General features: G+C 33.6%; 19 protein-coding genes. 9 read left to right on the top strand and 10 right to left on the bottom strand.

Annotation, left to right across the window (positions count from 1 at the left end):
- Positions 1-150 precede the first annotated feature (150 nt).
- Positions 151-447, top strand: a complete 297-nt coding sequence (locus tag AC1RRQ_RS06220; protein ID WP_493022146.1) for an isoamylase early set domain-containing protein — start codon at positions 151-153, stop codon at positions 445-447.
- Positions 448-484: 37 nt separating this feature from the next.
- Here AC1RRQ_RS06220 and AC1RRQ_RS06215 read toward each other — a convergent pair whose 3' ends face one another.
- The 4 genes from AC1RRQ_RS06215 to AC1RRQ_RS06200 form a co-directional block, all read right to left on the bottom strand.
- The gene (locus tag AC1RRQ_RS06215) at positions 485-1,336 is read right to left on the bottom strand and encodes a thymidylate synthase (protein WP_493022145.1); all 852 of its coding nucleotides are present in this window, start codon (positions 1,334-1,336) and stop codon (positions 485-487) included.
- 76 nt (positions 1,337-1,412) lie between these two features.
- Complete coding sequence (locus tag AC1RRQ_RS06210) at positions 1,413-2,036, bottom strand: bifunctional nuclease family protein (RefSeq protein ID WP_493022144.1); 624 nt, start codon at positions 2,034-2,036, stop codon at positions 1,413-1,415.
- Between the two features lie 164 nt (positions 2,037-2,200).
- Entirely contained in the window at positions 2,201-3,169 is a 969-nt protein-coding gene (locus tag AC1RRQ_RS06205) for an electron transfer flavoprotein subunit alpha/FixB family protein (protein WP_493022143.1), read from the bottom strand.
- Between the two features lie 146 nt (positions 3,170-3,315).
- Positions 3,316-4,062 (bottom strand): electron transfer flavoprotein subunit beta/FixA family protein, encoded by a 747-nt coding sequence (locus tag AC1RRQ_RS06200; RefSeq protein WP_493022142.1) that lies wholly within the window; start codon positions 4,060-4,062, stop codon positions 3,316-3,318.
- A 501-nt stretch (positions 4,063-4,563) separates the two neighbouring features.
- On the opposite strand from AC1RRQ_RS06200, the gene AC1RRQ_RS06195 reads away from it, so the two are divergent.
- The 5 genes from AC1RRQ_RS06195 (at position 4,564) to AC1RRQ_RS06175 (ending at position 12,262) form a co-directional block, all read left to right on the top strand.
- A complete protein-coding gene (locus AC1RRQ_RS06195; protein WP_071636151.1) occupies positions 4,564-5,541 on the top strand; it encodes a pyruvate dehydrogenase complex E1 component subunit beta in 978 nt (325 codons plus the stop codon).
- A gap of 70 nt (positions 5,542-5,611) precedes the next feature.
- Positions 5,612-8,113 (top strand): DUF5686 and carboxypeptidase-like regulatory domain-containing protein, encoded by a 2,502-nt coding sequence (locus tag AC1RRQ_RS06190; protein WP_493022141.1) that lies wholly within the window; start codon positions 5,612-5,614, stop codon positions 8,111-8,113.
- A gap of 245 nt (positions 8,114-8,358) precedes the next feature.
- Entirely contained in the window at positions 8,359-8,958 is a 600-nt protein-coding gene (locus AC1RRQ_RS06185; RefSeq protein ID WP_493022140.1) for a DNA-3-methyladenine glycosylase family protein, read from the top strand.
- Positions 8,959-9,068: 110 nt separating this feature from the next.
- Positions 9,069-9,599, top strand: a complete 531-nt coding sequence (locus tag AC1RRQ_RS06180; RefSeq protein WP_026728516.1) for an inorganic diphosphatase — start codon at positions 9,069-9,071, stop codon at positions 9,597-9,599.
- Between the two features lie 113 nt (positions 9,600-9,712).
- Complete coding sequence (locus tag AC1RRQ_RS06175) at positions 9,713-12,262, top strand: sodium-translocating pyrophosphatase (protein WP_493022139.1); 2,550 nt, start codon at positions 9,713-9,715, stop codon at positions 12,260-12,262.
- A 79-nt stretch (positions 12,263-12,341) separates the two neighbouring features.
- Here the strand turns inward: AC1RRQ_RS06175 and AC1RRQ_RS06170 are convergent, their stop codons facing one another.
- The 4 genes from AC1RRQ_RS06170 to AC1RRQ_RS06155 form a co-directional block, all read right to left on the bottom strand.
- Positions 12,342-12,710 carry a helix-turn-helix domain-containing protein gene (locus AC1RRQ_RS06170; RefSeq protein WP_493022138.1) on the bottom strand — a complete coding sequence of 123 codons (369 nt, stop codon included), beginning with the start codon at positions 12,708-12,710 and terminating at the stop codon, positions 12,342-12,344.
- Between the two features lies 1 nt (position 12,711).
- A complete protein-coding gene (locus AC1RRQ_RS06165; RefSeq protein ID WP_493022137.1) occupies positions 12,712-13,008 on the bottom strand; it encodes a type II toxin-antitoxin system HigB family toxin in 297 nt (98 codons plus the stop codon).
- Positions 13,009-13,158: 150 nt separating this feature from the next.
- The gene (locus AC1RRQ_RS06160) at positions 13,159-13,773 is read right to left on the bottom strand and encodes a deoxynucleoside kinase (protein WP_071636155.1); all 615 of its coding nucleotides are present in this window, start codon (positions 13,771-13,773) and stop codon (positions 13,159-13,161) included.
- Complete coding sequence (locus AC1RRQ_RS06155) at positions 13,773-14,588, bottom strand: hypothetical protein (protein ID WP_493022136.1); 816 nt, start codon at positions 14,586-14,588, stop codon at positions 13,773-13,775. Before AC1RRQ_RS06155 ends, AC1RRQ_RS06160 begins: the two co-directional genes overlap by 1 nt.
- A gap of 230 nt (positions 14,589-14,818) precedes the next feature.
- Here AC1RRQ_RS06155 and AC1RRQ_RS06150 point away from each other — a divergent pair, with 230 nt between their 5' ends.
- From AC1RRQ_RS06150 to AC1RRQ_RS06140, 3 genes are all read left to right on the top strand, one after another.
- Complete coding sequence (locus tag AC1RRQ_RS06150; RefSeq protein ID WP_493022135.1) at positions 14,819-15,709, top strand: GLPGLI family protein; 891 nt, start codon at positions 14,819-14,821, stop codon at positions 15,707-15,709.
- Positions 15,710-15,792: 83 nt separating this feature from the next.
- The gene (locus tag AC1RRQ_RS06145) at positions 15,793-18,480 is read left to right on the top strand and encodes a carboxypeptidase-like regulatory domain-containing protein (RefSeq protein ID WP_493022134.1); all 2,688 of its coding nucleotides are present in this window, start codon (positions 15,793-15,795) and stop codon (positions 18,478-18,480) included.
- 92 nt (positions 18,481-18,572) lie between these two features.
- Positions 18,573-20,816: a hypothetical protein gene (locus AC1RRQ_RS06140; protein ID WP_493022133.1), complete on the top strand. Its 2,244-nt coding sequence runs from the start codon at positions 18,573-18,575 to the stop codon at positions 20,814-20,816.
- Positions 20,817-20,882: 66 nt separating this feature from the next.
- Here the strand turns inward: AC1RRQ_RS06140 and AC1RRQ_RS06135 are convergent, their stop codons facing one another.
- Together AC1RRQ_RS06135 and metK are read right to left on the bottom strand one after the other, a co-directional pair.
- Complete coding sequence (locus tag AC1RRQ_RS06135) at positions 20,883-22,655, bottom strand: DUF4153 domain-containing protein (protein ID WP_493022132.1); 1,773 nt, start codon at positions 22,653-22,655, stop codon at positions 20,883-20,885.
- A gap of 147 nt (positions 22,656-22,802) precedes the next feature.
- Entirely contained in the window at positions 22,803-24,053 is a 1,251-nt protein-coding gene (gene metK / locus AC1RRQ_RS06130; RefSeq protein ID WP_493022131.1) for a methionine adenosyltransferase, read from the bottom strand.
- Positions 24,054-24,500: the final 447 nt, after the last annotated feature.

Here is a 24,500-nt window from a genome sequence, read left to right as displayed (position 1 = left end):
TTTGAAATACAAAATTTTAAGCGTCTAAAATTATGGATTCAATTAAAAACATAAGCTGTTTTTTCTATTATCGTAAATCGATTATGTGCTATTCGATGTTTGACGGAATTTACTTAATTTTAGAGGTATAAATCTAAAAACTAAACAGTTATGTCTTTGAAGAAGCAATTTATTAAAACAAAACCAGTTGTTAAAGTTACATTTTCTATTGATGCCAAAGATGCTGATTCGGCAGCAGTTGTTGGTGATTTTAATAATTGGGATGCAGCGGAAGGAACTTTAAGTAAGTTGAAAAACGGAACGTTTAAAGCTACTTATGATTTGGTTAAAGACGCGATTTACGAGTTTAAATACGTAATCGACGGCATTTATATTAACGATCCTGAAGCCGATTTTTACAAATGGAATGATTATGCCGGAAGTGAAAATGGTGTTTTGGTTGTATAAAAAAATCCGCTTAAATTTTAAGCGGATTTTTTTATAATTATACTGCGACACTTCCTTTTATGGCAGGATGCGGATCGTAATCTAAAAGGGTAAAATCATTAAAATCAAAATCAAAAATGTTTTTAATCTCCGGATTTAAAATCATTTTTGGTAATGGTTTTGGATCACGGGTTAATTGCAATTCTAACTGCTCAAAATGATTATTATAGATGTGCGCGTCTCCAAATGTGTGAATAAAATCTCCTGGCTCTAAATCGCATACTTGAGCAATCATCATAGTCAATAATGCGTAAGAAGCAATATTAAAAGGAACACCTAAAAATATATCGGCACTACGCTGGTATAACTGACAAGATAATTTTCCTTTTGTTTCGCCTTTTTCTAAATCTGGTGCTGCCACATAGAACTGAAAAAAGGCATGACATGGAGGTAAAGCAGCTTTGTTATTGGCTACATTTTCTTCAAAAGATTTTTTAGTATCTGGTAAAACCGAAGGATTCCATGCCGAAACGAGCATTCTGCGGCTGTTCGGATTTGTTTTTAATTCGGTAATTAATTCAGAAATCTGATCAATTTCCTCGCTGTTCCAGTTTCTCCATTGATGACCATAAACAGGTCCTAAATCGCCATTAGAATCGGCCCATTCGTCCCAGATTTTAACTCCGTTTTCCTGAAGATATTTTACGTTTGTATCGCCTTTTAAAAACCAAAGCAATTCGTAAATGATCGATTTTAAGTGTAATTTTTTGGTAGTAACCATTGGGAAACCTTCACTTAAATCAAAACGCATTTGGTAACCAAAAACACTTTTTGTTCCGGTTCCAGTTCGGTCTCCTTTTTGACAGCCGTTTTCTAAAACGTGTTTTACTAAATCTAAGTATTGTTTCATGTTTTGTTTATTTGGTTATTCGTTTAATTGTTTAATCGATTTAACGAATAAACAAATCAACGATTAAACAATAATTTTATCTTTTCGAGATTTCGTCTCTAATTTTTGCTGCTTTTTCGTAATCTTCCTGAGAAACGGCCTGATCTAACAATTCGTTTAATTCCTGAAGACTATGTTTTGCATATACATCGCCAGACTGATTGCTTTCTTCTTCGTGCCCGAAAGTTTCAGGATTAGAAAGTACATCGTCGATTTCCTGAGAACCCTGATCAGAATCTGAAGAGTTTGATTTCAAATAAATTCCTGCTTTGTCTAAGATGTTTTTATAAGTAAAAATAGGAGCGTTAAAACGCAAAGCCAAAGCGATTGCATCAGAAGTTCTGGCATCGATAATTTCTTCGATTTTATCTCTTTCGCAGATTAAGCTGGAATAAAAAACACCGTCTACTAATTTATGAATGATCACTTGCTTTACAACAATATCAAATCTTTCGGCGAAATTTTTAAATAAATCGTGTGTTAACGGGCGAGGAGGTTTTATTTCTTTTTCTAAGGCAATAGCGATCGATTGGGCTTCAAAAGCACCAATAACGATAGGTAATTTTCTTTCACCATCAACTTCATTCAAAATTAAGGCATAAGCGCCATTTTGAGTTTGGCTGTATGAAATTCCTTTTATGGATAGTTTTACTAGACTCATATATGTTTGTAAAAAAGGCACTTAGCGCCTCGTTTTAATGCTTTTTTTGATTGGAAAATAAAAGTGCAATTTTAATCAAAAAATATGGAACAAAAAAGCTGCCTATAAACAAAGATACAATATCTTGTTTTTAGGCAGCAATATTTTTAAAGAGAATTCTTGAATTAAGAATGTTGTGCTTTAAAAGCTTTTAATTTCTCTGTTAATTTAGGTACAATTTCGAAAGCATCACCAACAATTCCGTAATCAGCCACTTTAAAGAAAGGCGCTTCTGGGTCGTTATTGATAACCACTTTTACTTTTGATGAGTTAATACCGGCAATGTGCTGGATAGCTCCAGAAATACCTATTGCAATGTATAAGTTTGTTGCAACTGGCTTTCCTGTTTGTCCAACGTGCTCGCTGTGAGGTCTCCATCCTAAATCTGAAACTGGTTTAGAACATGCAGTTGCAGCACCTAAAACAGCAGCAAGATCTTCAACTAATCCCCAGTTTTCAGGACCTTTTAAACCACGTCCGCCAGAAACTACGATATCAGCATCAGCGATAGAAACTTTTCCGGTAACTTTTTCTACAGATTCTACTTTTACACCAAAATCATTGTCTCCAATTGTTGGGTTAAAATTTTCTTCTGCCGCAGATCCTGCGTTTTCGAAAATTCCGTAAGAGTTTTTAGCTAAACCAAGAACTTTTACATCTGTACTGATTTCAGTAATGTTGAAAGCTTTGTTTGAGAAAGCATTTCTTTTTACCTGGAAAGGTGAAGTGCTAACTGGTAATCCTACAACATTTGATGCAAAACCAGCTTCTAAAGCTACTGCAACTAATGATGAAAGGTAGATACTGTCTGTTGTAGAAGAAAGTAAAACCAATTTTGTTCCTTCTTTTTGAGCAGCTTGTTTAATTACATCAGCATAAGCTTTAGCAGTAAAACCAGCTAATTTATCGTTGTTTACTTTTAGAACTTTGTCAACGCCGTATTTTGCTAATTCGCTTACATCGCTGATGTTTACAGTTAAAGCTGTAACAGTTGTTCCTAAACTTTCGGCTACTTTTTTAGCGTAAGAAGCTAATTCGAAAGCTACTTTTTTAAATTTTCCTTCTGCAGATTCTGCATATATTAATATTGACATAACAATTTTAGATTTTAGATTTTAGATTTCAGATTTTAAAAATTGAAATCTAAAAGGATTATTGATTTTAGATTTTGAAGTGAATCAAATGTTGAACTTTAGATTTTGTATTGCAATCAGCAATCTAAAATCTAAATTCTACAATCTTAAATCACCTTAGCCTCGTTGTGTAATAAATTGATTAACTCATCTAAATTATCAGGAGAAACTAATTTCACTGCTGATTTTGGAGCTGGTTTTTCAAATTTCACCGCTTTTGTATTTACAGGAGCATCAACCGGCTCAAGAATAGTTAAAGCTTTAGTTCTCGCTGTCATGATTCCTCTCATGTTCGGGATACGTAAATCTTTTTCTTCAACAAGACCTTTTTGGCCGCCAATAATTAATGGTAAAGTTGTGCTTACCGTCTCTTTTCCTCCGTCGATTTCACGAACAGCTTTTACATTATTTCCTTCTACAGTAATAGCTGTACAAGAGTTTAAGAAGTTTGAGCCTAAAATACCAGCAATCATTCCAGGAACCATTCCTCCATTATAATCTAAAGATTCTTTTCCTGCAATTACAAGATCGTAACCTCCGTTTTTAATCACTTCTGCTAATTGTTTTGCAACAAAAAATCCGTCAGTTGGATTTGCATTTACACGAATTGCTTCGTTTGCACCAATTGCCAAAGCTTTACGCAATGTTGGTTCAGTATCAGGACCTCCAACGTTTACAACTGTTACATTTGCACCTTGCTGTTCTTGAAACCAGATAGCGCGTGTAAGACCAAATTCGTCGTTAGGATTAATTACATATTGTACACCATTAGTGTCAAATTCTGAATCACCGTTGGTAAAGTTGATTTTTGAAGTAGTATCAGGCACATGGCTGATGCAAACTAGTATTTTCATAAGTATATATTTTGAATTTATAATATGCTTTTACAAATTTAGAATTTAATTTGGAATAATTATACTATGCATGCATAATATTTTTTAAAACTATTACGATTTCGAAGATTATATGGTTTTGGCTGATTTTCATCGGAATCTAAAAATAAAAAAGCATTCATTTTATCTGATTATTAGGAATTTTACAATATTTGATGCCTCAAAGATGAATTAAATTTAATGTAATAAATACTAATTTTTGATTTTTTACGTTTTTGTTGGAAGAATTTGGGAGAGACAATAATTAACAAATAGAATAAAGTTTGTATAAAAAAAACTTTAGCAGATTTAAGTGTGAATAATACGCTATTATATCGATTTCGTAAATGGCGCAATTAAGTTTTAAAAGTTAAAAGCTAAAGGGAGAAAGAACTTCATGCGATTTTAAATTCAATTTATGCTTTTAAGTTATTTAAAATATTTATTTTTGCTCTTCAGAAAATTCAACATACAATATAAAATATGAGAACAATACAATTTAGAGAGGCCATTTGTGAAGCGATGAGCGAAGAAATGCGTCACGATGAATCCATATATTTAATGGGCGAAGAAGTTGCAGAATACAATGGAGCATACAAAGCTTCAAAAGGAATGCTTGCTGAGTTTGGTGAAAAAAGAGTAATCGATACTCCAATTGCTGAGCTTGGTTTTACAGGGATTGCAGTAGGTTCAGCTATGAACGGAAACCGTCCTATTGTAGAGTATATGACATTTAACTTCTGTTTAGTTGGTATTGATCAAATTATTAATAATGCTGCTAAAATGCGTCAAATGACTGGAGGGCAATTTAATGTGCCAATCGTTTTCCGCGGACCAACTGCTTCTGCAGGTCAATTAGGAGCAACTCACTCACAAGCTTTAGAAAACTGGTTTGCAAATACTCCTGGTCTTAAAGTTGTTGTACCTTCAACTCCTTATGATGCAAAAGGACTTTTAAAATCTGCAATTCGCGATAACGATCCTGTAATTTTTATGGAATCTGAGCAAATGTATGGTGATAAAGGTGAAGTGCCAGACGGAGAATACACGATTCCATTAGGAGTTGCTGATATTAAACGTGAAGGGACTGATGTAACTATTGTTTCTTTCGGTAAAATCATTAAAGAAGCTTTTATTGCTGCTGATGAATTAGCTAAAGAAGGAATCTCTTGTGAGATTATCGACTTAAGAACAGTTCGTCCTATGGATAAAGACGCCATTCTTAAATCTGTCAAAAAAACAAATCGTTTAGTAATTCTTGAAGAAGCCTGGCCGTTTGCTAGTATTTCTTCTGAAATTACATATATCGTTCAAGAACAAGCTTTCGACTTCCTTGATGCGCCAATTCAACGTATTACAACTGCAGATACTCCTGCACCATATTCGCCGGTATTATTAAAAGACTGGTTACCAAATGCAGGTGATGTAGTAAAAGCAGTTAAAAAAGTATTATACAAATAATACACATTTAAAATACTCACAAAACTTCATCATTCATAGTTAATTGATGAAGTTTTTTTTTGCCCAGACGATGAAAAGAATAATTTTACTCAGCCTATTTTTTGTATTCGCATTTGCGACAATTGCTACTGCACAAACTAAAGTGAGCGGAATTGTTTTGGACAAGTCTAACCAGCCAATACCTTTTGCTAATGTTGTTTTTAAAGGTTCAAATACCGGAATTGTTTCTAACGAAGACGGTCGTTTTTATCTGGAATCTCCAAATACGTATACTGCTTTATTGGTAAGTTCTGCTGGATTTTCGGATAGAGAAGTTCCTTTGCCGAAAGCGGTAAATTATGACTTTAAAATTGTTTTAAGTGAAGCCGAGGTATTAAGCGAAGTTGTAATATATACTGGAAAAACATCGAAAAAAAACAATCCAGCTTTGGATATTTTGAGGAAAATATGGGAAAGAAAACGTAAAAACGGTCTTTATCAATTCAATCAATATCAAATGCAGAAGTATGAGAAAGTGGAGTTCGACATGAATACCATTGACAGTGCTTTTATGAAAAATAAACTCTTTAAAGGAATGGAGTTTGTTTTTAATCATGTTGATACTTCAGATGTTACGGGAAAAACATACCTTCCAATTTTCATCAACGAATCTGTTTATGATGTTTACGGAGATAATAAAATAAAGAAAGTAAAAGAAAATCTTACCGGAAATAAAATGTCTGGTTTCAATGGAAATCAGCAGATTTTAGCTTTCGTAAAAGACCTTTATTCAGATTATAACATTTACGACAATCACCTTAAATTTTTTGATAAAAGTTTTACAAGCCCGCTTTCAAGAACCGGAATTGATGTTTACAATTACGTGTTGAAAGACAGTGCTTTTATTGATAAAAAATGGTGTTACAATATTGTCTTTTATCCAAGACGTAAAAACGAATTGACTTTTAAAGGAGATTTCTGGGTAAACGATACCACTTTTGCCATTAAGAAAATTAATATGGGCGTAACCAAAAGCGCCAATATTAACTGGGTAAAAGATATTTATATCGAACAGGAATTTGAGGTAGATAACGACTCTGTATTTCTACTAACCCGCGATTATATGATGTCTGATTTTGCTTTAAATAAAAAAGAAAAATCAAAAGGTGTTTACGGAAAACGAACGACACTGTATCGCAATCACAAATTCAATATTCAGAAACCAGAGAAATTCTATAAGGAAGAAGTCAATTTTATTGACAATGCAGTTTATGAACGACCGCCTGAGTTTTGGGAAGAAAATCGTTTTGAAAAATTAAATAAAGACGAAGCCGGAATTTATAAAATGCTCGATACCTTACAAACCGTCAAGCGATTCAAGCAGTTATATAGTCTCGTCTCGATTTTAGGAAGTGGTTATGTCGAGTTTAAGAACTTCGATTTTGGACCTATATTCTCTACATTTGGATACAATGAAGTCGAAGGATTGAGGATAAGGGCAGGAGGAAGAACTTATTTTGGACCAAACGATCCGTGGCGTATACAAGCTTATACGGCTTATGGTTTTGATGATAATAAATTCAAATACGGGGTTTCTGGAAAATGGATGGTTGACAAGAAAAACCGACTTATTATTTCGGGAGGAAACAGGCGCGATATTGAACAAATAGGAGCCAGTTTAACCACAACAAACGATATTTTAGGACGAAGTTTTGCGTCTTCGGCTTTGTTTACAACAGGAAGCAACGGAAAATTAACCAATATTAATTTGAGTAACGTTTCGATCGAAATGGAACCTAAAAAGAACTTTATTGTTCAGGCAGGTTTCTCTTATCGAACATTAGAGTCGGCATCAAAAACATTTAGTTTAGATTACTATACTACTTTGCCAAGTGCAGCAAACCCAATGGGTGTTGTTAAAAGTGATGTAAAACAAACGGAAGCTAATATTCAGTTTGAGTATATGCCAAACCGTAAAACTATTGGGTACGGAGTAGAAAGAGATTTAGTCGACAGCCCTTTCAGTCATTTCTTTGTAAACTTTAGTTATGGTCTTAAAGGAGTTCTAGATAGTGATTTTGCTTACGAAAAAATCCAGATTTTCTATAAACAGCCCATTATCATTGGACCTTTAGGAAGATCTAATATTATTTTAGAAACAGGAAAAACATTCGGAACAATTCCGTTAGGATTAATGAGTGTAATTCCGGGTAACCAGACTTATTTTACTATTGAAAATACCTTTAGTAACCTTAATTTCTATGAATTCGTAACCGATCAGTATACCACTTTACAATGGAATCATGATTTTGGCGGAAGATTATTTGCCAGAATTCCATTTATGCGAAAGTTGAACTGGAGAGAGTTTATAGGGGTAAGAGCAGTTCACGGAACTATTTCTAAAGCTAATCGCGAAATAAACGCTTCTGGACTTCCTTATAATGCACCAGAAAATGTATACTGGGAATACAACGCCGGAATTGGAAATATCTTCAAAGTTTTCCGTCTTGATTTTTCATGGAGAGGAAACTATTTAGATATGCCAGATGCTCATAAATTTGCTATAAAAGGATCTTTTGGATTCTACTTTTAATAGTTTAGCAGCAAAGCTTCAAAGTTACAGAGTCGCAAAGATTTAAAATCTTTGTGGCTTTTTTTTATGCTTATTTTTTTGCCCACGGATTTTACAGGTTTAACAGATTAAATCAGATATAGTTTTTCAATTGAGAATTGTTTAATCTGTGCTTATCAGTATAATCAGTAAAATCTGTGGGCAAAAAACGCTGCAAGAATTGCGGCAATTTTTAATTAATTTTGAAATGGACTTAAAACGATTTTATGCAAGAAGCCATTGATTTTCTAACCAATAAAAATCCAATATTTAGCGAAATAATCGAAAAATATGGGTTGCCGCCAATTCCTAAACGTCCGCAAGGTTTCGAAACTTTAGTATTATTAATTCTCGAGCAGCAGGTTTCTATAGATTCGGCGAAAGCCACATTCTTAAAAATAAAAGGATATACAACATGTAATCCGGAAACAATGGCTGTTTTACCAGATGAAGAATATCGAAATCTTGGAGTAAGCCGTCAAAAAACAAAATACATTAAGATTTTATCCGAAGCGATTTTAAACAAAGAATTAGATGTCGAAAGTTTAGCTTTAAAATCGGCAGTACAGGTCCGCGAAGAGCTTATTAAGTTAAAAGGCATAGGAAACTGGACTATTGACATCTATTTGATGTTTTGTCTTCAGGAGCCTGATTTGATTCCGCTGGGAGATATTGCAGTTGTAAATACTATCAAGGAATTACTCGATATTCACGACAAACAGGAAATGGAAATTCATGCCCAGCAATGGAGTCCGTACCGGTCTTATGCGACATATTTACTGTGGCATTACTACCTAAATAAACGAAACAGGAAAATTACATATTAACTGTCTGTTATTTAAAAGAAAAAGTATGTAGATTAATGCAGTTTTTTATTGTAGAAAAGGATTGTTTGGTTACTTTTGCAACCGAAATTATAGATATAATAAAAACAAAAATGACCGCAGACAAACTAACAACTTTCGATGTATTAATCGAAATACCAAGAGGAAGCAGAAATAAATACGAGTACGATTTTGAAATTAAAAGAATGCGTTTCGACAGAATGTTATTCTCTTCAATGATGTACCCGGCAGATTACGGATTTATTCCAGAAACTTTAGCTCTTGACGGCGACCCTCTTGATGTATTGGTTTTAGTAAACGAACCAACTTTTCCTGGATGTGTTATGGAAGTAAAACCAATTGGTGTTTTTCACATGGCAGACGATAAAGGACCAGACGAAAAAATCATTTGTGTACCAGTTTCAGATCCAATCTGGAATTCATTAACAGATTTATCAGATATTAACCCTCACTTAGTAAAAGAAATCGAACATTTCTTCCAGGTTTACAAAGATCTTGAAAACAAAAAAGTAGATGTAGAAGGCTGGGGCGACGTAAACGAAGCGTATGCAATTATCGCTGAGTGTACAAAACGTTTTGATGATATTGAAAATAAACCGGCTGGATTATTTAGTATTAAATAATTTTAACCCTATTCTGATATAAAAAAAGCAATACTGCCGTTAGGAGTATTGCTTTTTTGTTTAAATTCGTTTTAGTTAGTTTATTCAATATTAACCAAAACCAATAATATATTATGAATTCATTTATGATTTACCTGCCAATAGTCATGGCAGTTTTAGGATTACTTTTCATGGGAATAAAAAGGAGTTGGGTTTTAAAACAAGATGCCGGAGATGGTAAGATGAAAGAGATTTCAGATTACATTTATGAAGGAGCCTTAGCTTTCTTAAAAGCCGAATATAAACTATTAACCATCTTTGTAATTATTGCCAGCTTAGCTTTGGCAGGAATTACTTTTATTCCGGGCGTAAAAACACATTTATTAATCGTAATTGCATTCATTTTTGGGGCATTATTTTCGGCTTATGCAGGAAATATTGGTATGAAAATAGCAACTAAAACAAACGTAAGAACTACTCAGGCAGCTCGTACAAGTTTACCGCAGGCATTAAAAGTCTCTTTTGGAGGCGGAACCGTAATGGGTTTAGGCGTTGCAGGTTTAGCAGTATTGGGCTTAACAGGTTTTTTTATAATTTTCTTTAATTTATTTTCTGGCGGAGTCTGGAAAGACACCGAAACCATGACTGTTGTTTTAGAAACATTAGCAGGGTTTTCACTTGGTGCAGAATCTATTGCTTTGTTTGCCAGAGTTGGGGGCGGAATTTACACAAAAGCAGCCGATGTTGGTGCTGATTTAGTAGGTAAAGTTGAAGCCGGAATTCCGGAAGATGATCCTCGTAACCCTGCAACCATTGCAGATAACGTTGGAGATAACGTGGGTGACGTTGCCGGTATGGGAGCCGATTTATTCGGATCGTATGTAGCAACTGTTTTGGCAGCCATGGTTTTAGGAAACTATGTTATAAAAGATATGGGTGGCAGTATCAATGACGCTTTTGGCGGTATTGGTCCAATTTTGCTGCCAATGGCAATTGCCGGTTTCGGAATTATATTCTCGATTATCGGAACGCTTTTAGTAAAAATCTCTGACGATAATGCAAAAGAAGCACAAGTACAGAAAGCATTAAATATAGGAAACTGGGTTTCTATTGTTTTAACAGCGGTTGCTTGTTTCTTTTTAGTTCAATATATGCTTCCTGAAACAATGCAGATGAGTTTCTTTGGTGAAGGATCAAAAGCGATTTCATCAATGCGTGTTTTCTATGCCACTTTGGTAGGGTTAGTTGTGGGTGGAGCCATTTCATCAGTAACAGAATATTATACAGGATTAGGAACAAAACCAGTTATGGCTATTGTTCAAAAATCGTCTACAGGAGCAGGAACAAACGTAATTGCTGGTTTAGCAACCGGAATGATTTCGACTTTTCCAACTGTATTATTGTTTGCCGTAGCAATCTGGATTTCGTATGCATTGGCAGGATTTTATGGAGTGGCGCTGGCAGCTTCGGCAATGATGGCAACAACAGCAATGCAATTAGCAATTGATGCTTTCGGGCCAATCTCTGATAATGCCGGAGGAATTGCAGAAATGAGCGAATTACCAAAAGAAGTTCGTACAAGAACGGATATTTTAGACTCTGTAGGAAACACAACCGCAGCAACCGGAAAAGGATTTGCAATTGCTTCTGCAGCTTTAACTTCATTGGCATTATTTGCAGCTTATGTGACCTTTACAGGAATTGACGGAATTAATATTTTTAAAGCACCTGTTTTAGCGATGTTATTTGTGGGTGGTATGATTCCGGTAGTTTTCTCTGCTTTAGCGATGAATTCTGTTGGAAAAGCGGCCATGGATATGGTTTATGAAGTACGTCGTCAGTTTAAGGAAATTCCTGGAATTATGGAAGGAACCGGAAAACCGGAATACGGAAAATGCGTTGAGATTTCTACTAAAGCAGCTTTACGTGAAATGATGCTTCCAGGAATTTTAACGATTGGTTTTCCAATTGCAATTGTACTTTTAGGAAAATTAGTTTACTCAGACAACAATCAGTTAATTGCTGAAATGTTAGGAGGATATATGGCAGGAGTTACCGTTTCTGGAGTGCTTTGGGCCGTTTTCCAAAACAATGCCGGAGGTGCATGGGACAATGCTAAAAAATCTTTTGAAGCCGGAGTGATGATCAATGGCGAAATGACATATAAAGGTTCTGATGCACATAAAGCGGCCGTAACCGGAGATACAGTTGGAGATCCGTTTAAAGATACATCCGGGCCTTCTATGAACATCTTAATTAAGTTGACCTGTTTGATTGGATTAGTAATTGCACCAATTTTAGGTGAAGGACATTCTTCGTCAGATATAGCAGGAAAAGCGTCTTGCTGTGCTAAAACAGAAATGCATGCCGGAGTTTCTAAATGCGGAGACATGTCTGGAATGACAAAAGAAGAATGTATTAAAATGTGTAAAGAAAAAGGCTGTTCTGAAGAAGAAACAGCTAAATGTTTAGCTCATTTTGATGCAACCGGAAAATATCAAAAAACAGATTGTTTTGATGTAACTAAATACGATAAAACATCAGTTCGTGTTGATTTACGAAATGAAAATGGCAAAGCCGTTGGAACTGTAACAAAAACTGAAAATGGTAAAACAACCACCGAAGTTTACGAAGGAACAGAAGAAGAAGTCGAAGCCAAAATCAGTACAGCAACTGCTAAATAAGATAACTTTGACAAAGTTTAAAACTTTGTCAAAGTTCCTTAAAAATAAAATGCCTCTAAACTATTTAGAGGCATTTTTTTTATAGATTTAAAGCATATTCTTTAATCAGAGTTGAAGCAGGAATATGAAGTCTTTCATTTAAAACCCTTATCTGTTTTATTGTTAAGGCTCTTTTGCGATTAAACAATTCAGATACTCTTGAACGACTGTTTAAAATAATGCCTAAATCAGCATCAGTTAATCCGTTTTGTTCCATCATAAATTTGATAGCCTCAATAGGGTCAGGTTCAGGAATTGGATAATGTATTTGTTCATACTTTTCAATAAGAGTAACTAGAATATCCAGCTCATCTCCTTCAATAGTATCCGGTTTGGCATCAAAAAGAAAATTGACTCTTTCTAATGCCACATTATAGTCGTGTTCTGTTTTTATTGGCTTTATATTCATCTTATAAATTTTTAATATCATTTAAGTCATCGTATTCATTATGTGTTCCAATAAAAAGGATATACACAATTTGTGTATCATAATTAATTTTAACTATTAAACGATAATGATTTCCACATATATTGAAGACAACTTTGTTGTTGCCAACAAAATCTGCGGTACCAAAAAAAGATTTTATAACGTTAGAATTCGCAAAATTGTTTTTATCAAAAACCTGATACCATGCTAACAGTTGTTGTTTTGAATTGGGAAATCGTTCCCAAAAATTTTGCAGCGTTTTCTTTGCTATTATTCTCATTATTATTTTACAAATATAATTATTTTTTTCCCGAATTGGGAAATTGTTTTTTAAAGCATTATAAAAGTAAGAAAATATTTATAATAAAAAATGCCTCTAAAATTATTTAGAGGCATTTTTTATTTAGTGTAAATTCGTGCAATTAGTGTTTTAAAACAAACCGTTTAGTTCAGCATCAATTCTATTAATGATGTCTCCTAAATCTTCTGGATTATCAACAAAATTAATGTTGTCAACATCTATAATTAATAATTTTCCTTTAGTATAAGTCTGGATCCAGGCTTCGTATCTTTCGTTCAAACGGCTCAAATAATCAATAGAAATGGAGTTTTCGTATTCGCGTCCGCGTTTATGAATTTGTCCCACTAAATTAGGGATAGAACTTCTTAAATAAATCAATAAATCCGGTGCTTTTACCAACGATTCCATTAGTTCGAATAAAGACGTGTAGTTTTCAAAATCACGGCTTGTCATCAATCCCATCGAATACAAATTGGGAGCAAAAATATGAGCATCTTCATAAATCGTTCTGTCCTGAATGATTTTTTTACCGCTTTCGCGAATTTGTAAAACCTGGCGGAAACGACTGTTCAGGAAATAAATTTGTAAATTAAAAGACCAGCGTTCCATTTGGTGATAGAAATCGTCTAAGTACGGATTATCAACTACATCTTCATAGTGAGGCTCCCATTTAAAATGTTTAGCTAATAATTTAGTTAATGTGGTTTTTCCTGCGCCTATGTTTCCTGCTATTGCTATGTGCATTACGGTATTACGATTTTATAATTTACAATTTGTTTTGTTGTAAAAATAGATAAAATTTGGTCTTTGTAATAGAATTTGTCAAACGTTTTTTCTAAAATTTCAATTTCAGAACCTGAGTTAACATCTGCTTTGCTAATATCTCTCAAAAACAACAAATTAGCTTTGCTTAAAATGTATTTTTGACTGCTGATTATTTCGATTTTATCAAAATCTGGAACAGCTCCCAGGCTCGAAATTTTTCCGAAAATATCGCACGAAAACCAGTTGTTTTTTTTATCAATCCAAAAGAAACTATTAAAGTCTGTTTGGTAATATTTTATACCTTCGGTTAACGGAATTGAAACCGTTTTGTATTCATTTTTTAAATAATCAAACAGTCCTATCTGCTGATTTAAAGTATTAAAAATCCAAAGCTGGTTTTGAGTCGACATTCCAATTGCGCTGACAACTATAGGAATTGTGTTTTGCGAAAAATTAATCTCGGTCATTTTATTCAGCTGATTGTCTAATAAAACAACGCTGTTAAAATCTTCATAGAATAATACAATTTTTAGCGGATTCTGGATATCAGCTTTTGTAATATTCCCTAAAGAAACATTTTTATATTCGAATATTTCGTTTCCTTTGATTTTGCTGAAAACATTGTTTCGTATCTGATACAAATAGCCAAACGAATCGTAACCAATAAATTGATCGGCATCTGTTTTAAATTTTGAAATTACCGAAGCAGTTATTCTTTGGCTTTGCCCAAAAAAAGTCGAAAACGAGCACGCAATAAATAGCAGTAAGAAAATTTGGCGCTGTGTTTTGCTCATAATGTTATAATTTCGAAAAGCCAAAGTACGAAAACTGTATCAAAGAAAACCTTAAAATTACAGTTTTGGCTCATTTTTGCGTTTAAACCTTTTCAAACTCAGGTAGTCTTACAAATACCCGATTTTGTCGATTCCATTTTGGTATTGATATATTTAACTTTCAGGATCTTAAAATTAATAATAAATTTGAGTGTAAGTTTTACAAGACTTTACCACAAAAAGAAAAACACATGAAAAAACTATCATACTTATTTTTACTACTTGCTTTCAGTCAGGTTCAGGCGCAAAAAGATTTTCAGGGAATGGCTGTTTACGAATCTAAAACCCAGGCTCCTAAATTTGAAGGAATGAGAGCCGGAAATCGCGATATAACACCGGAAATGCAAAAAACGATGGAAGACCGCATGAAAAAGATGCTGGAAAAAACGTTTATATTAAATTTTGATAAAACAGCTTCTATTTATAAAGAAGAAGAAAAACTCGAAAGTCCAGGACAGCAGGGCGGAGGCATGCGAGTTATGATGAACTCGTTTATGGGTGGTGGCGGCACTTTTTATAAAGATGTAAAAACAAAGTCGTATACCGTTGACAAGGAGTTTATGGGAAAAGAATTTCTGGTTGTAGATTCTCTGCCAAAATTAAACTGGAAACTGGAACAGGAAACCAAACAAATTGGCGGTTATAATTGTTTTAAAGCGACGGTGGTAAAAGAAGCGAGTAAAACAGATTTTAGAAACTTTAGACCAAAAAATAACGACGCTAAAAAAGACGAAGTAAAAAAGACTTCGGGAGAAACTAAAACCAATTTTGAAGACAACTTCGAGATACCAAAAGAAATTATCGTTATCGCTTGGTATACACCGGAAATCCCGGTTAATCAGGGACCGGAAAACTATTGGGGACTTCCTGGTTTAATTTTGGAAGTAAACGATGGAAAAACAACGATTTTATGCTCTAAAATTGTTTTAAATGCAAAAGATAAAGTCGAGATAAAACCATCTAAAAAAGGAAAAGTAGTCAGCCAAAAAGAATATGACGAAACGGTAATTAAAAAAATGGAAGAATTTAGAGAAATGAACCGCGGACGTGCAAGCGTGCCGGCAATGCCAATGGGGAGATAAAATTTGTAAAACGGCAAATTCCAAATTCCAAATCTCAAATCCCAAAATCTAAATCCCAAAATCCAACTTCCAATATTCTGATAATGAATAAGACACTTTTTATATTTGCCTTACTGTTTACTTCTATATGCTTTTCTCAAAGTGTTCGTTTTGATGGATTTATTCAGGATGAGAAAAAAAATCCGTTAGAAATGGCCAATATTATGGCGGTTAATAACGCCACAAAAGCCATGGATTCTTATGGGATAACCAACGATAAAGGAAAGTTTCAGCTTACTTTAAAACCCAATACTTCTTATACGGTTAAAGTAAGTTACTTAGGAATGAAATCTAAAGAAATTGCCGTTGCGACAAAAACTGAAAATATGGTTCAGAATATTGTTTTAGACGGCGCCGGAATAGAACTCGAAGGTGTTGAAATTGTTCGCGAAATGCCCGTTTCAATCAAAGGAGATACGATTGTTTACAATGCCGATTCTTTCAAATCAGGAACCGAAAAAAAACTCGAAGATGTTTTGAAAAAACTGCCGGGAGTTGAGGTAAATGCCGATGGTGAAATTGAAGTTGAAGGAAAAAAAGTAACCAAATTAATGGTCGAAGGAAAGGATTTTTTTGACGGTGATACCAAACTCGGCGTTAAAAATATCCCTGCAGATGCGATTGATAAAGTTCAGGTTTTAAGAAATTACAATGAAGTAAGTGCCTTAAAAGGTCTTGAAAACGATCAGGACAATGTGGCTATGAATATTAAACTGAAAGAAGGTAAAAAGAACTTTTGGTTTGGAGATGTAACCGCCGGAATTGGGGTTGCAGAGCTGGACAGCCGTTATATTATTAACCCAAAAGTATTTTACTACAGCCCTAAATACAGTATTAATTTAATTACCAATTTTAATAATATTGGCGAATTACCTCTTACGGCTCAGGATTATTTTAAGTTTATGGGCGGATTTAAAAATATGATGAAAAAGGGTGGCAGCAATTTTAATGTTTCATCTAATGACTTAGGAATTTCGGTTTTAAGAAACAATCGGGCTAAAGAAATTGAAACCAAATTTGGCGCAACAAACTTTTCTTATTCTCCAACAAAAACATGGAATATAAGTGGTTTTGGAATTCTTTCGACTTCAAAAACCGATTTAGAAACCAAATCGCAGACCACGATTTTAGAATCTGGAGATCAGCAAAAACGGGATGAAGAAACACATCAAAAAAATAATTTAGGACTTTTTAAATTAAGTTCTACTTATAAGCCAAATGATAAATTTCAGTTTGATTATGATATCCTGACCAAATTATCTAAACAAGAAGAAAATACAGATTTACTGCGTGAATCTGTCGTGAATGATGTTTCGGGAATTGAGACTATTCTAACCGATAAGAAACAAGATCCAACATCCATAAATCAAAACCTGAGTTTGTATTACACACAAAGCGAGAAGAATATTTTTGCTTTTGAAATGCAGCATTTATATCAGGACGAAAATCCTTTTTATAATGCCAATTTACGCACACAGCCTTTTGACTTGGCGGGTTATACTGCCGGACAGAATAGAAATGACTTAAACCAAAATCGTTTTGTAAAAACCAATAAACTCGACGCAAAACTGGATTACTACTATATGGTAACGCCAAAAAGCAACATCAATATTACGGTGGGAAATACTTATTCGTATCAAAATTTCAACTCTCATATATTTCAAATTTTAGATAACGGAGATAGAAATGATCTCAATGATCCTAAAAATAATAATGACGTAGATTATAGTTTTAATGATGCTTTTGCAGCCTTTTATTATAAAATCCTAACAGGAAAATTTACGCTGACACCTGGAGTAAGCGTCCATTCATATAAAATGACAAATACGCAGGAAGGAACCAGTTTCTCTCAAAACTTCACCAAAATACTGCCGGATTTTTTCGCTTTATATCAAATTAAAAAATCAGAAACGCTGACGTATAATTTCTCCTTAACAAACGATTTTACCGATATTAATCAATTAGCGACGGGTTATGTTTTATCAGATTACAGCAGTTTGTTTCGTGGTAATAGAACTTTAGAAAATGCTACTTCGCAAGTTCATACGCTTCGTTATTTTAAATACAATATGTTCAATTTTGAGAATATTTTTGCCAATGCAACCTATACTAAAAAAGTAGATGCGATTAAAACAGCAGCTGATTTTGATGGAATTAACCAATCTTCAACGCCTTATAATTCAAATTTAGCCGATGAAACTTTTTCAGGAATGGGAAATTACGGACGTTCTTTTTTAAAGAATTATAAAGCCTCTGTAAATGCAAGTTTCAATTGGTCAAAATTCAACAATATTCAAAATGAAAAATTGTCAACAACCGAAAGTTTTGTGCAGAGTTATACCATAAAAGCATCAACAAATTATAAAAACCTCCCTAATATTGAATTTGGTTATAATCTTTTGGTGAACAAATACAGCGGTTCAACTTTTTATACAGATAAGCCTTTTGCCAGATTAGATTATTACTTTTTAGACAGTTTTTCTTTTGTTTCAGAATATGAATTCTACCATTATTATAACGGAAACAAAACCGTTGATAACGAATATGATTTTTTAAGTGCCAGTTTAATTTATCAGAAGAAAAACAGCAAATGGGAATACAAAGTTTCCGCAACCAATTTATTAAATACGACTTATCTTAACGACGACAGTTTCTCGCAGTTCTCTACAAGAGTGTCTCAATACACTGTACAGCCTCGTTACATCATATTTTCTATGAAATACAATTTGTAGTATTTTAATTGCAATATTATAGCTTTTTGTGATTTGTTTAATGCAGAATCAAATATCTTTGTGTTCGACTAATAACAACAAAAACAATAATCATGCGTAATTTTATTTGGAGTTTTTCACTCTTGTTTGCCGGAATGTCTGTTTCCTTCGCTCAAACAAATGGTATCGAAAAAGGAACTTATTTATCTACAAACAAAGGCGAAAAAATAAAATTAAATTTATTAGATGATAATAAATACGAATTGGTTTTTTATTCCGGAGATTACGAAATAAAAGGCGATTCGCTGGTTTTTTCTAAAAAAGCCAAAACACAAAACAGATTTGATATTGCTTACACAAATGATAAAAAAGCAAAAAAAATCAAAATTAAATTTCTAGACCCTTCGTATTATTCATTTTATATAGGAACTCAAAAAGGAGCTGAAGCGGTTCAATACCAAAGAGTTTCGGATATTAAAACGAAAGTAGATCCGGAATGGGCCAAAACAGATTTAGAATTTGATATCGATAAAACAGATTTTCTATATCTGGTTTACGAAGATTATAACGGACAAAGCGATGTAAGTAAATATGCATTGCCAAAAGACGTTTCGGAAATAGCAATTGACTATCAGTTAGAATTGATAAACGATATGAAAATTGCAGGTTTTTATGATAGAAAAACAAACGAGTTAAAAATCTCTGAACAATCAGGAAAAAATCCGCTGGTGTTTGTAAACGAAAAAACACCACAGCCGGTAAAAGTGCCAAAAGTGGTGCCGATAGAAAATCAAACCATAACCAATTGGACCTATCCCGGAAAGCAAAATACTTTATTAGATGACGATTTTGGAACTGCAGTCGCTGTTGACACTACTGCCGTTGCTGGTTATGCCCTTGATACCACAAGTTATACAAAATATGATTTTAAATTTAAAGTAGAAAAAAGCATCAAAAGTGCTATTGCAGCAACAAAAGAAGCAAATAATAAATTTTTGGTAACGCTTGTTGATACTAAAAATGCATCGGCAAAAGAAGAATTTAATACTTTTATTAAAGATCAGGAAATACAAATAGGATACAATATGTATGATAAATACAATCCGTTGTACGATGTTTTTAATTATTATTTGGCTGGAGCCGATGATAAAAAATGGCTGAAAAACAATAAAATTACAAACGACCCGGCTGTATTTGTGGTAAACGGAAATGGCGATGTATTAGCTTCGGCAAAATCTAACCTATCAGACAAACAGTATCAGTTTAGTTATTACGGAGATTTTTACCGAAAACTCTTGCGTGCCGATGCCTTTGTTTCTATCGATAAAACTTTAAAAAACAAAAAAGCTTCGGATGCTGATTTGATTAAAACCTTCAATAAAGCGGCTTTATTAGAAACATCATACGATTACGATTCAGAATTTGTGGTTGACGAAACAAATCCAACTGAATTTATAATTACAAAATCGAATTTAGACAGAAAAGAAGTTGCGCAAAGCTGGAAAAAACTAATAGAAGCACATCAAAAAGATACAAAACCAGATATGTATTTGGTAGAAACTATTGTAAAAGAAATTAAAAATCAAGGTTTTTCAAAACAGCTTTTTAATGAAGATCGAATTCTAAACGATACAGATTTCTTAGCAATCGATTATTTATTAAAACATTCTGATGAAATCGAGAACAATCGTACCGCTTTTAATAGTAAAGAAGGAGAAATCCATAATGTTGGAAATGCCATTGCTGAAATCTCGAATGCATTTCAGCTAAACATATACGCTTCTCAAGATGGAGTTTCGGGGCAGATGAACAAAGACAAAATCAATTCGACGTATAAAAAGATCATTGCAGCAGGGAAAGGAAACTTTGAATCGTACAGAAACTATTTTGACTATTTAGGCCAAACAGAAGATAAAGACGGTTCGAACACCACTTACCTAAGAGAATTTAGCACCTACTTTGATTCTAATTTAGCATCGGCAAGTCCAATTGAAAAATTAGACGCTATTTTTTCTACTTTAGATTCGAGTTCCAGCTATTCTTATGACGGATGGAATTCTTTTAAAGAATATCATTCTAATCTTTGTAACAATGCAGCCTGGACTGCAGTTTTAAAACCGGCAAATTCTAACTTTATTAAAGATGCCATAAAATGGTCTGAGTACAGTTTGGTTGTAACAAAAAATAACCCGTATTATTTAGACACGCTGGCGCAGTTATACTACAAAGACGGACAAAAAGATAAAGCTATTGCAACACAGACTTTAGCCGTGAAATATATAACTGCTGTTGGAGAAGAAGAAACTGCAAATGAAATAAAAGAAACGTTAGGGAAGATGCAAAACGGAACTTACTAAAGTTAAACGACTAGAATAAAAATAAAAACCCGACAAGATTTTAAATTTTGTCGGGTTTTCTTTTTTCTATTTTTTAATGCCTGCCATTACTTTTATCTGGTAATTTATTGGGACTTTTTTATTGTTTTTAATCTTGCCATTAGCACTTAGATAATGAATTAAAATGATGTATTTAGAATTCTCTATTCTTTGTTCAATTTTCTTATTTGATTCATAATCGTTTTTAAAGTCAGGATTTGAATTGATAAAATCGTTTATTTTAAGCGGCATTATATCTTGATTAATTTGTAGTTCCTGACCATAATCTGTGGTTTTTGATTTAATCGTATACGTTGTATTGTTTATAGTAATGCATTTACTGCATTCAAATGAACTGTTTTTACTTAAATCAAACGTGAAATCGTAACCATGAATGTTAGTAACTGCATTATTGTTGCTTTCATAAAAATAATAACTAAAAGAATCATTCTCTTTTGCCTTTTGTTCATATTCAGATCGATACTCAAAACCTAAGCTTGCTACAATCTCACTTGGTCCGGGATCTTTATCTTTTTTGTATAATGGCTCTAATTTTTTAGGCGCGTACGTAACCAAAACTTCAAAATTGTAATTTCTCTTTAGAAAGAATACAACACTGCTTAATTCCTTCTCTTGTTCAAAAGTTAGTTTTTTGCCGTCTGCTTTTTGCAACAGGCTTTCGAATCGCGATAACTGACTGTATTTTGAAACAGAATCAGCACTTTGCGGCCCCACAATCGAGAATAATCCCGCCAAACACATACTTATAGGAATGAATTTTATTTTTGGATGTTTTGAAATTAGAAAATACCCTACAACAACCGCAAGCCAGATTGATAATAAGAGAACATAATAGCGTTCATGCGTAAATCCATAAAGATTAATTCGGTATAGAATGGCCCAAAACAACAACGCTAAAAGCGGAATTAATAAGAAATAAAACCAGCGGTTGAATGTTCGCATCCATAAATTACCATTTTCATTTGCAATAGGATGAACCAGTAAAAAAGAAAGAATTCCGACAATAGCAAAAGCCAAAACCAAATACGAAACCCAGCCTACAGGCAGTGAAAGCGTAATAAGGATCTTAGCTTCATAACATATTAAGATTACCAAATAAATACTTATTAAAGGTAATAAAACAAATTGAGTGAAATTTTTAAGTCCTTTTGGGTAAACTAATTGAAGCGGGAATTCTTTATTATTGGTTTCAGGAACGCCGTTTAAAAAGAAAATAGTATTAAAAATTCCTGCGATAACGAAAAACAGATATCCGTAGATTTTGCTGTCAAATTCTACTTTAAACAATTGATCAACAGCTAAAAATGCTAAAGCTAATCCAGCATAAAGAACAACGCTGTATAAACCTGAAGTAAGAATTCGTAAAAAAAGCTGTTTGTTAAACTCCCAAAACTCTTCCTGATTGTATTCTCTAGGAATAAAACCAGCGAAAGAAACAAGTAAATGCAAAGCAAGGTTGAGTACAAAAAACTGCTGTGTTTCGACATCTGATACTCTTTCTCCAAAATTAAATACAAAAGCAATTAATGGTACACTAAATACTAAGCTGACTGCAAATCGTATGATATTGTTTTTTTGTTTTGCCCCAAAAAACAAACTTGCCGAGAAAAACCATACCAAGCACAATGAACAACTCATGATGGCCTTTAAATAGAATTCGCTATAATTTGTATAATCTTGTCTAATATTTAAAATAGCGAAGATAGTACCGCAAATTGCTGTAATAGTTTCTAAAGGAAATCTCAGAATGGTTTTCTGTGCTGCCTTTAGCACGCTTTGTAACGAAGGAAGTCTGCTCATATTTTAGTCAGTTATTTTGCATAAAGTAAGGTAAAATGTAAAGGATAAGCAAATAAAATAATAAAGCAGAAAACTCAAATTACGCCAAATAAAAAGGCTGTCTATTTTTAGACAGCCTTTCTTGTATATTGAATTTAGATTTTAAAATTATAATCCAAATGCAGTTTTTACCTGGTCAACAAAATCAAGTTTTTCCCATGTAAACAATTCAACAGTAACCGTTTTTTCGTTTCCTCCAGGAGCAGAGAAAGTTTTAGTAACCGTTTCTGGTTTACGTCCCATGTGTCCGTAAGCAGCAGTTTCGCTGTAAATAGGGTTTCTTAATTTTAATCTTTGCTCAATAAAGTAAGGACGCATATCAAAAATAGCTTCTACTTTTTTAGCGATTTCACCGTTAGTTAAGTTTACTTTAGAAGTTCCGTAAGTTTCAATGAAAATTCCCATTGGCTCAGCAACTCCAATTGCGTAAGAAACCTGAACTAAGATTTCGTCAGCAACACCAGCAGCAACTAAGTTTTTAGCGATATGACGTGTAGCATAAGCAGCACTTCTATCTACCTTACTTGGATCTTTTCCAGAGAATGCACCACCACCGTGAGCACCTTTTCCACCGTAAGTATCTACGATAATTTTTCTTCCAGTTAAACCAGTATCTCCGTGAGGTCCTCCAATAACGAATTTTCCTGTTGGGTTAATATGGTAATTGATTTTATCGTTAAATAAGTGAGCGTGCTCTGGATTTTTAGCGATAATTCTTGGAATCAGGATTTCGATAATATCTTTTTTGATTTTAGCAAGCATTGTCGCTTCTTCATCAAAATCATCGTGTTGAGTTGAGATAACAATTGCATCAATACGAGTTGGTTTGTTATCGTCGCTGTATTCTAAAGTTACCTGAGATTTAGCATCTGGACGTAAATACGTGATTGCTGCGTTTTCGCGTCTTAAAATAGCTAACTCTTGTAATAATTTATGAGATAAATCAAGCGCCAATGGCATGAAGTTTTCAGTTTCGTTTGTAGCGTAACCAAACATCATTCCTTGATCTCCAGCACCTTGCTCTTCTGGCTTAGCTCTGTCAACACCTTGGTTAATGTCTGCAGACTGCTCGTGAATTGCCGAAAGAATTCCACAAGAATTCGCTTCAAACATATATTCACTTTTAGTATATCCAATTTTACGGATTACCTCACGTGCAATTTGTTGTACATCTAGATAAGTATTTGATTTTACCTCACCTGCTAAAATAACCTGACCAGTAGTAACTAATGTTTCGCAAGCTACTTTTGAATCAGCATCAAATGCCAGAAAGTTATCAATTAAAGCATCCGAAATTTGATCTGCAACTTTGTCTGGATGCCCTTCACTAACAGATTCTGACGTAAATAAATAAGCCATAATAATTTATTAAATTAACATTAAGCGAGGAAAAGTAATTGCTGAAAGTGCTAAAGGAGTATTCCTGCTTTAGCATTTTTTACTACCAAAATATAGCTTTCGGCATCCATAACGAACCATTTCATTATGAAGAGGTTGCAATCAGTTCAAATTTTTCCTCTGTATTCGCGTGCAAAGGTATAAAACCATTTTGATTTGCAAATCAAAGTTCAACTTTTTTTATTTTTTACAACAGAAATTTAACAGAAGTATATTAGTTTGATAGGGTAATAGAAAATATTTTAGCTTTTGTTTGGTCGATTAAAAAATAGTTCGCACATTTGCCCCAAGAAAATTAAAAGAAAAATGAAATTTACAGTTTGCAATATGATGTCTTGTAAGATGCCGGAGTTATCCGCAGAGACGCTATTGTAATTTTTTATAAAAATACAAAAGGACCTCTGCGAA

This window comes from Flavobacterium sp. GW821-FHT12A05, assembly GCF_058807735.1.
The sequence above is the reverse complement of the archived record's forward strand: the minus strand, read 5'-3'. Positions and strand labels throughout refer to the sequence as shown.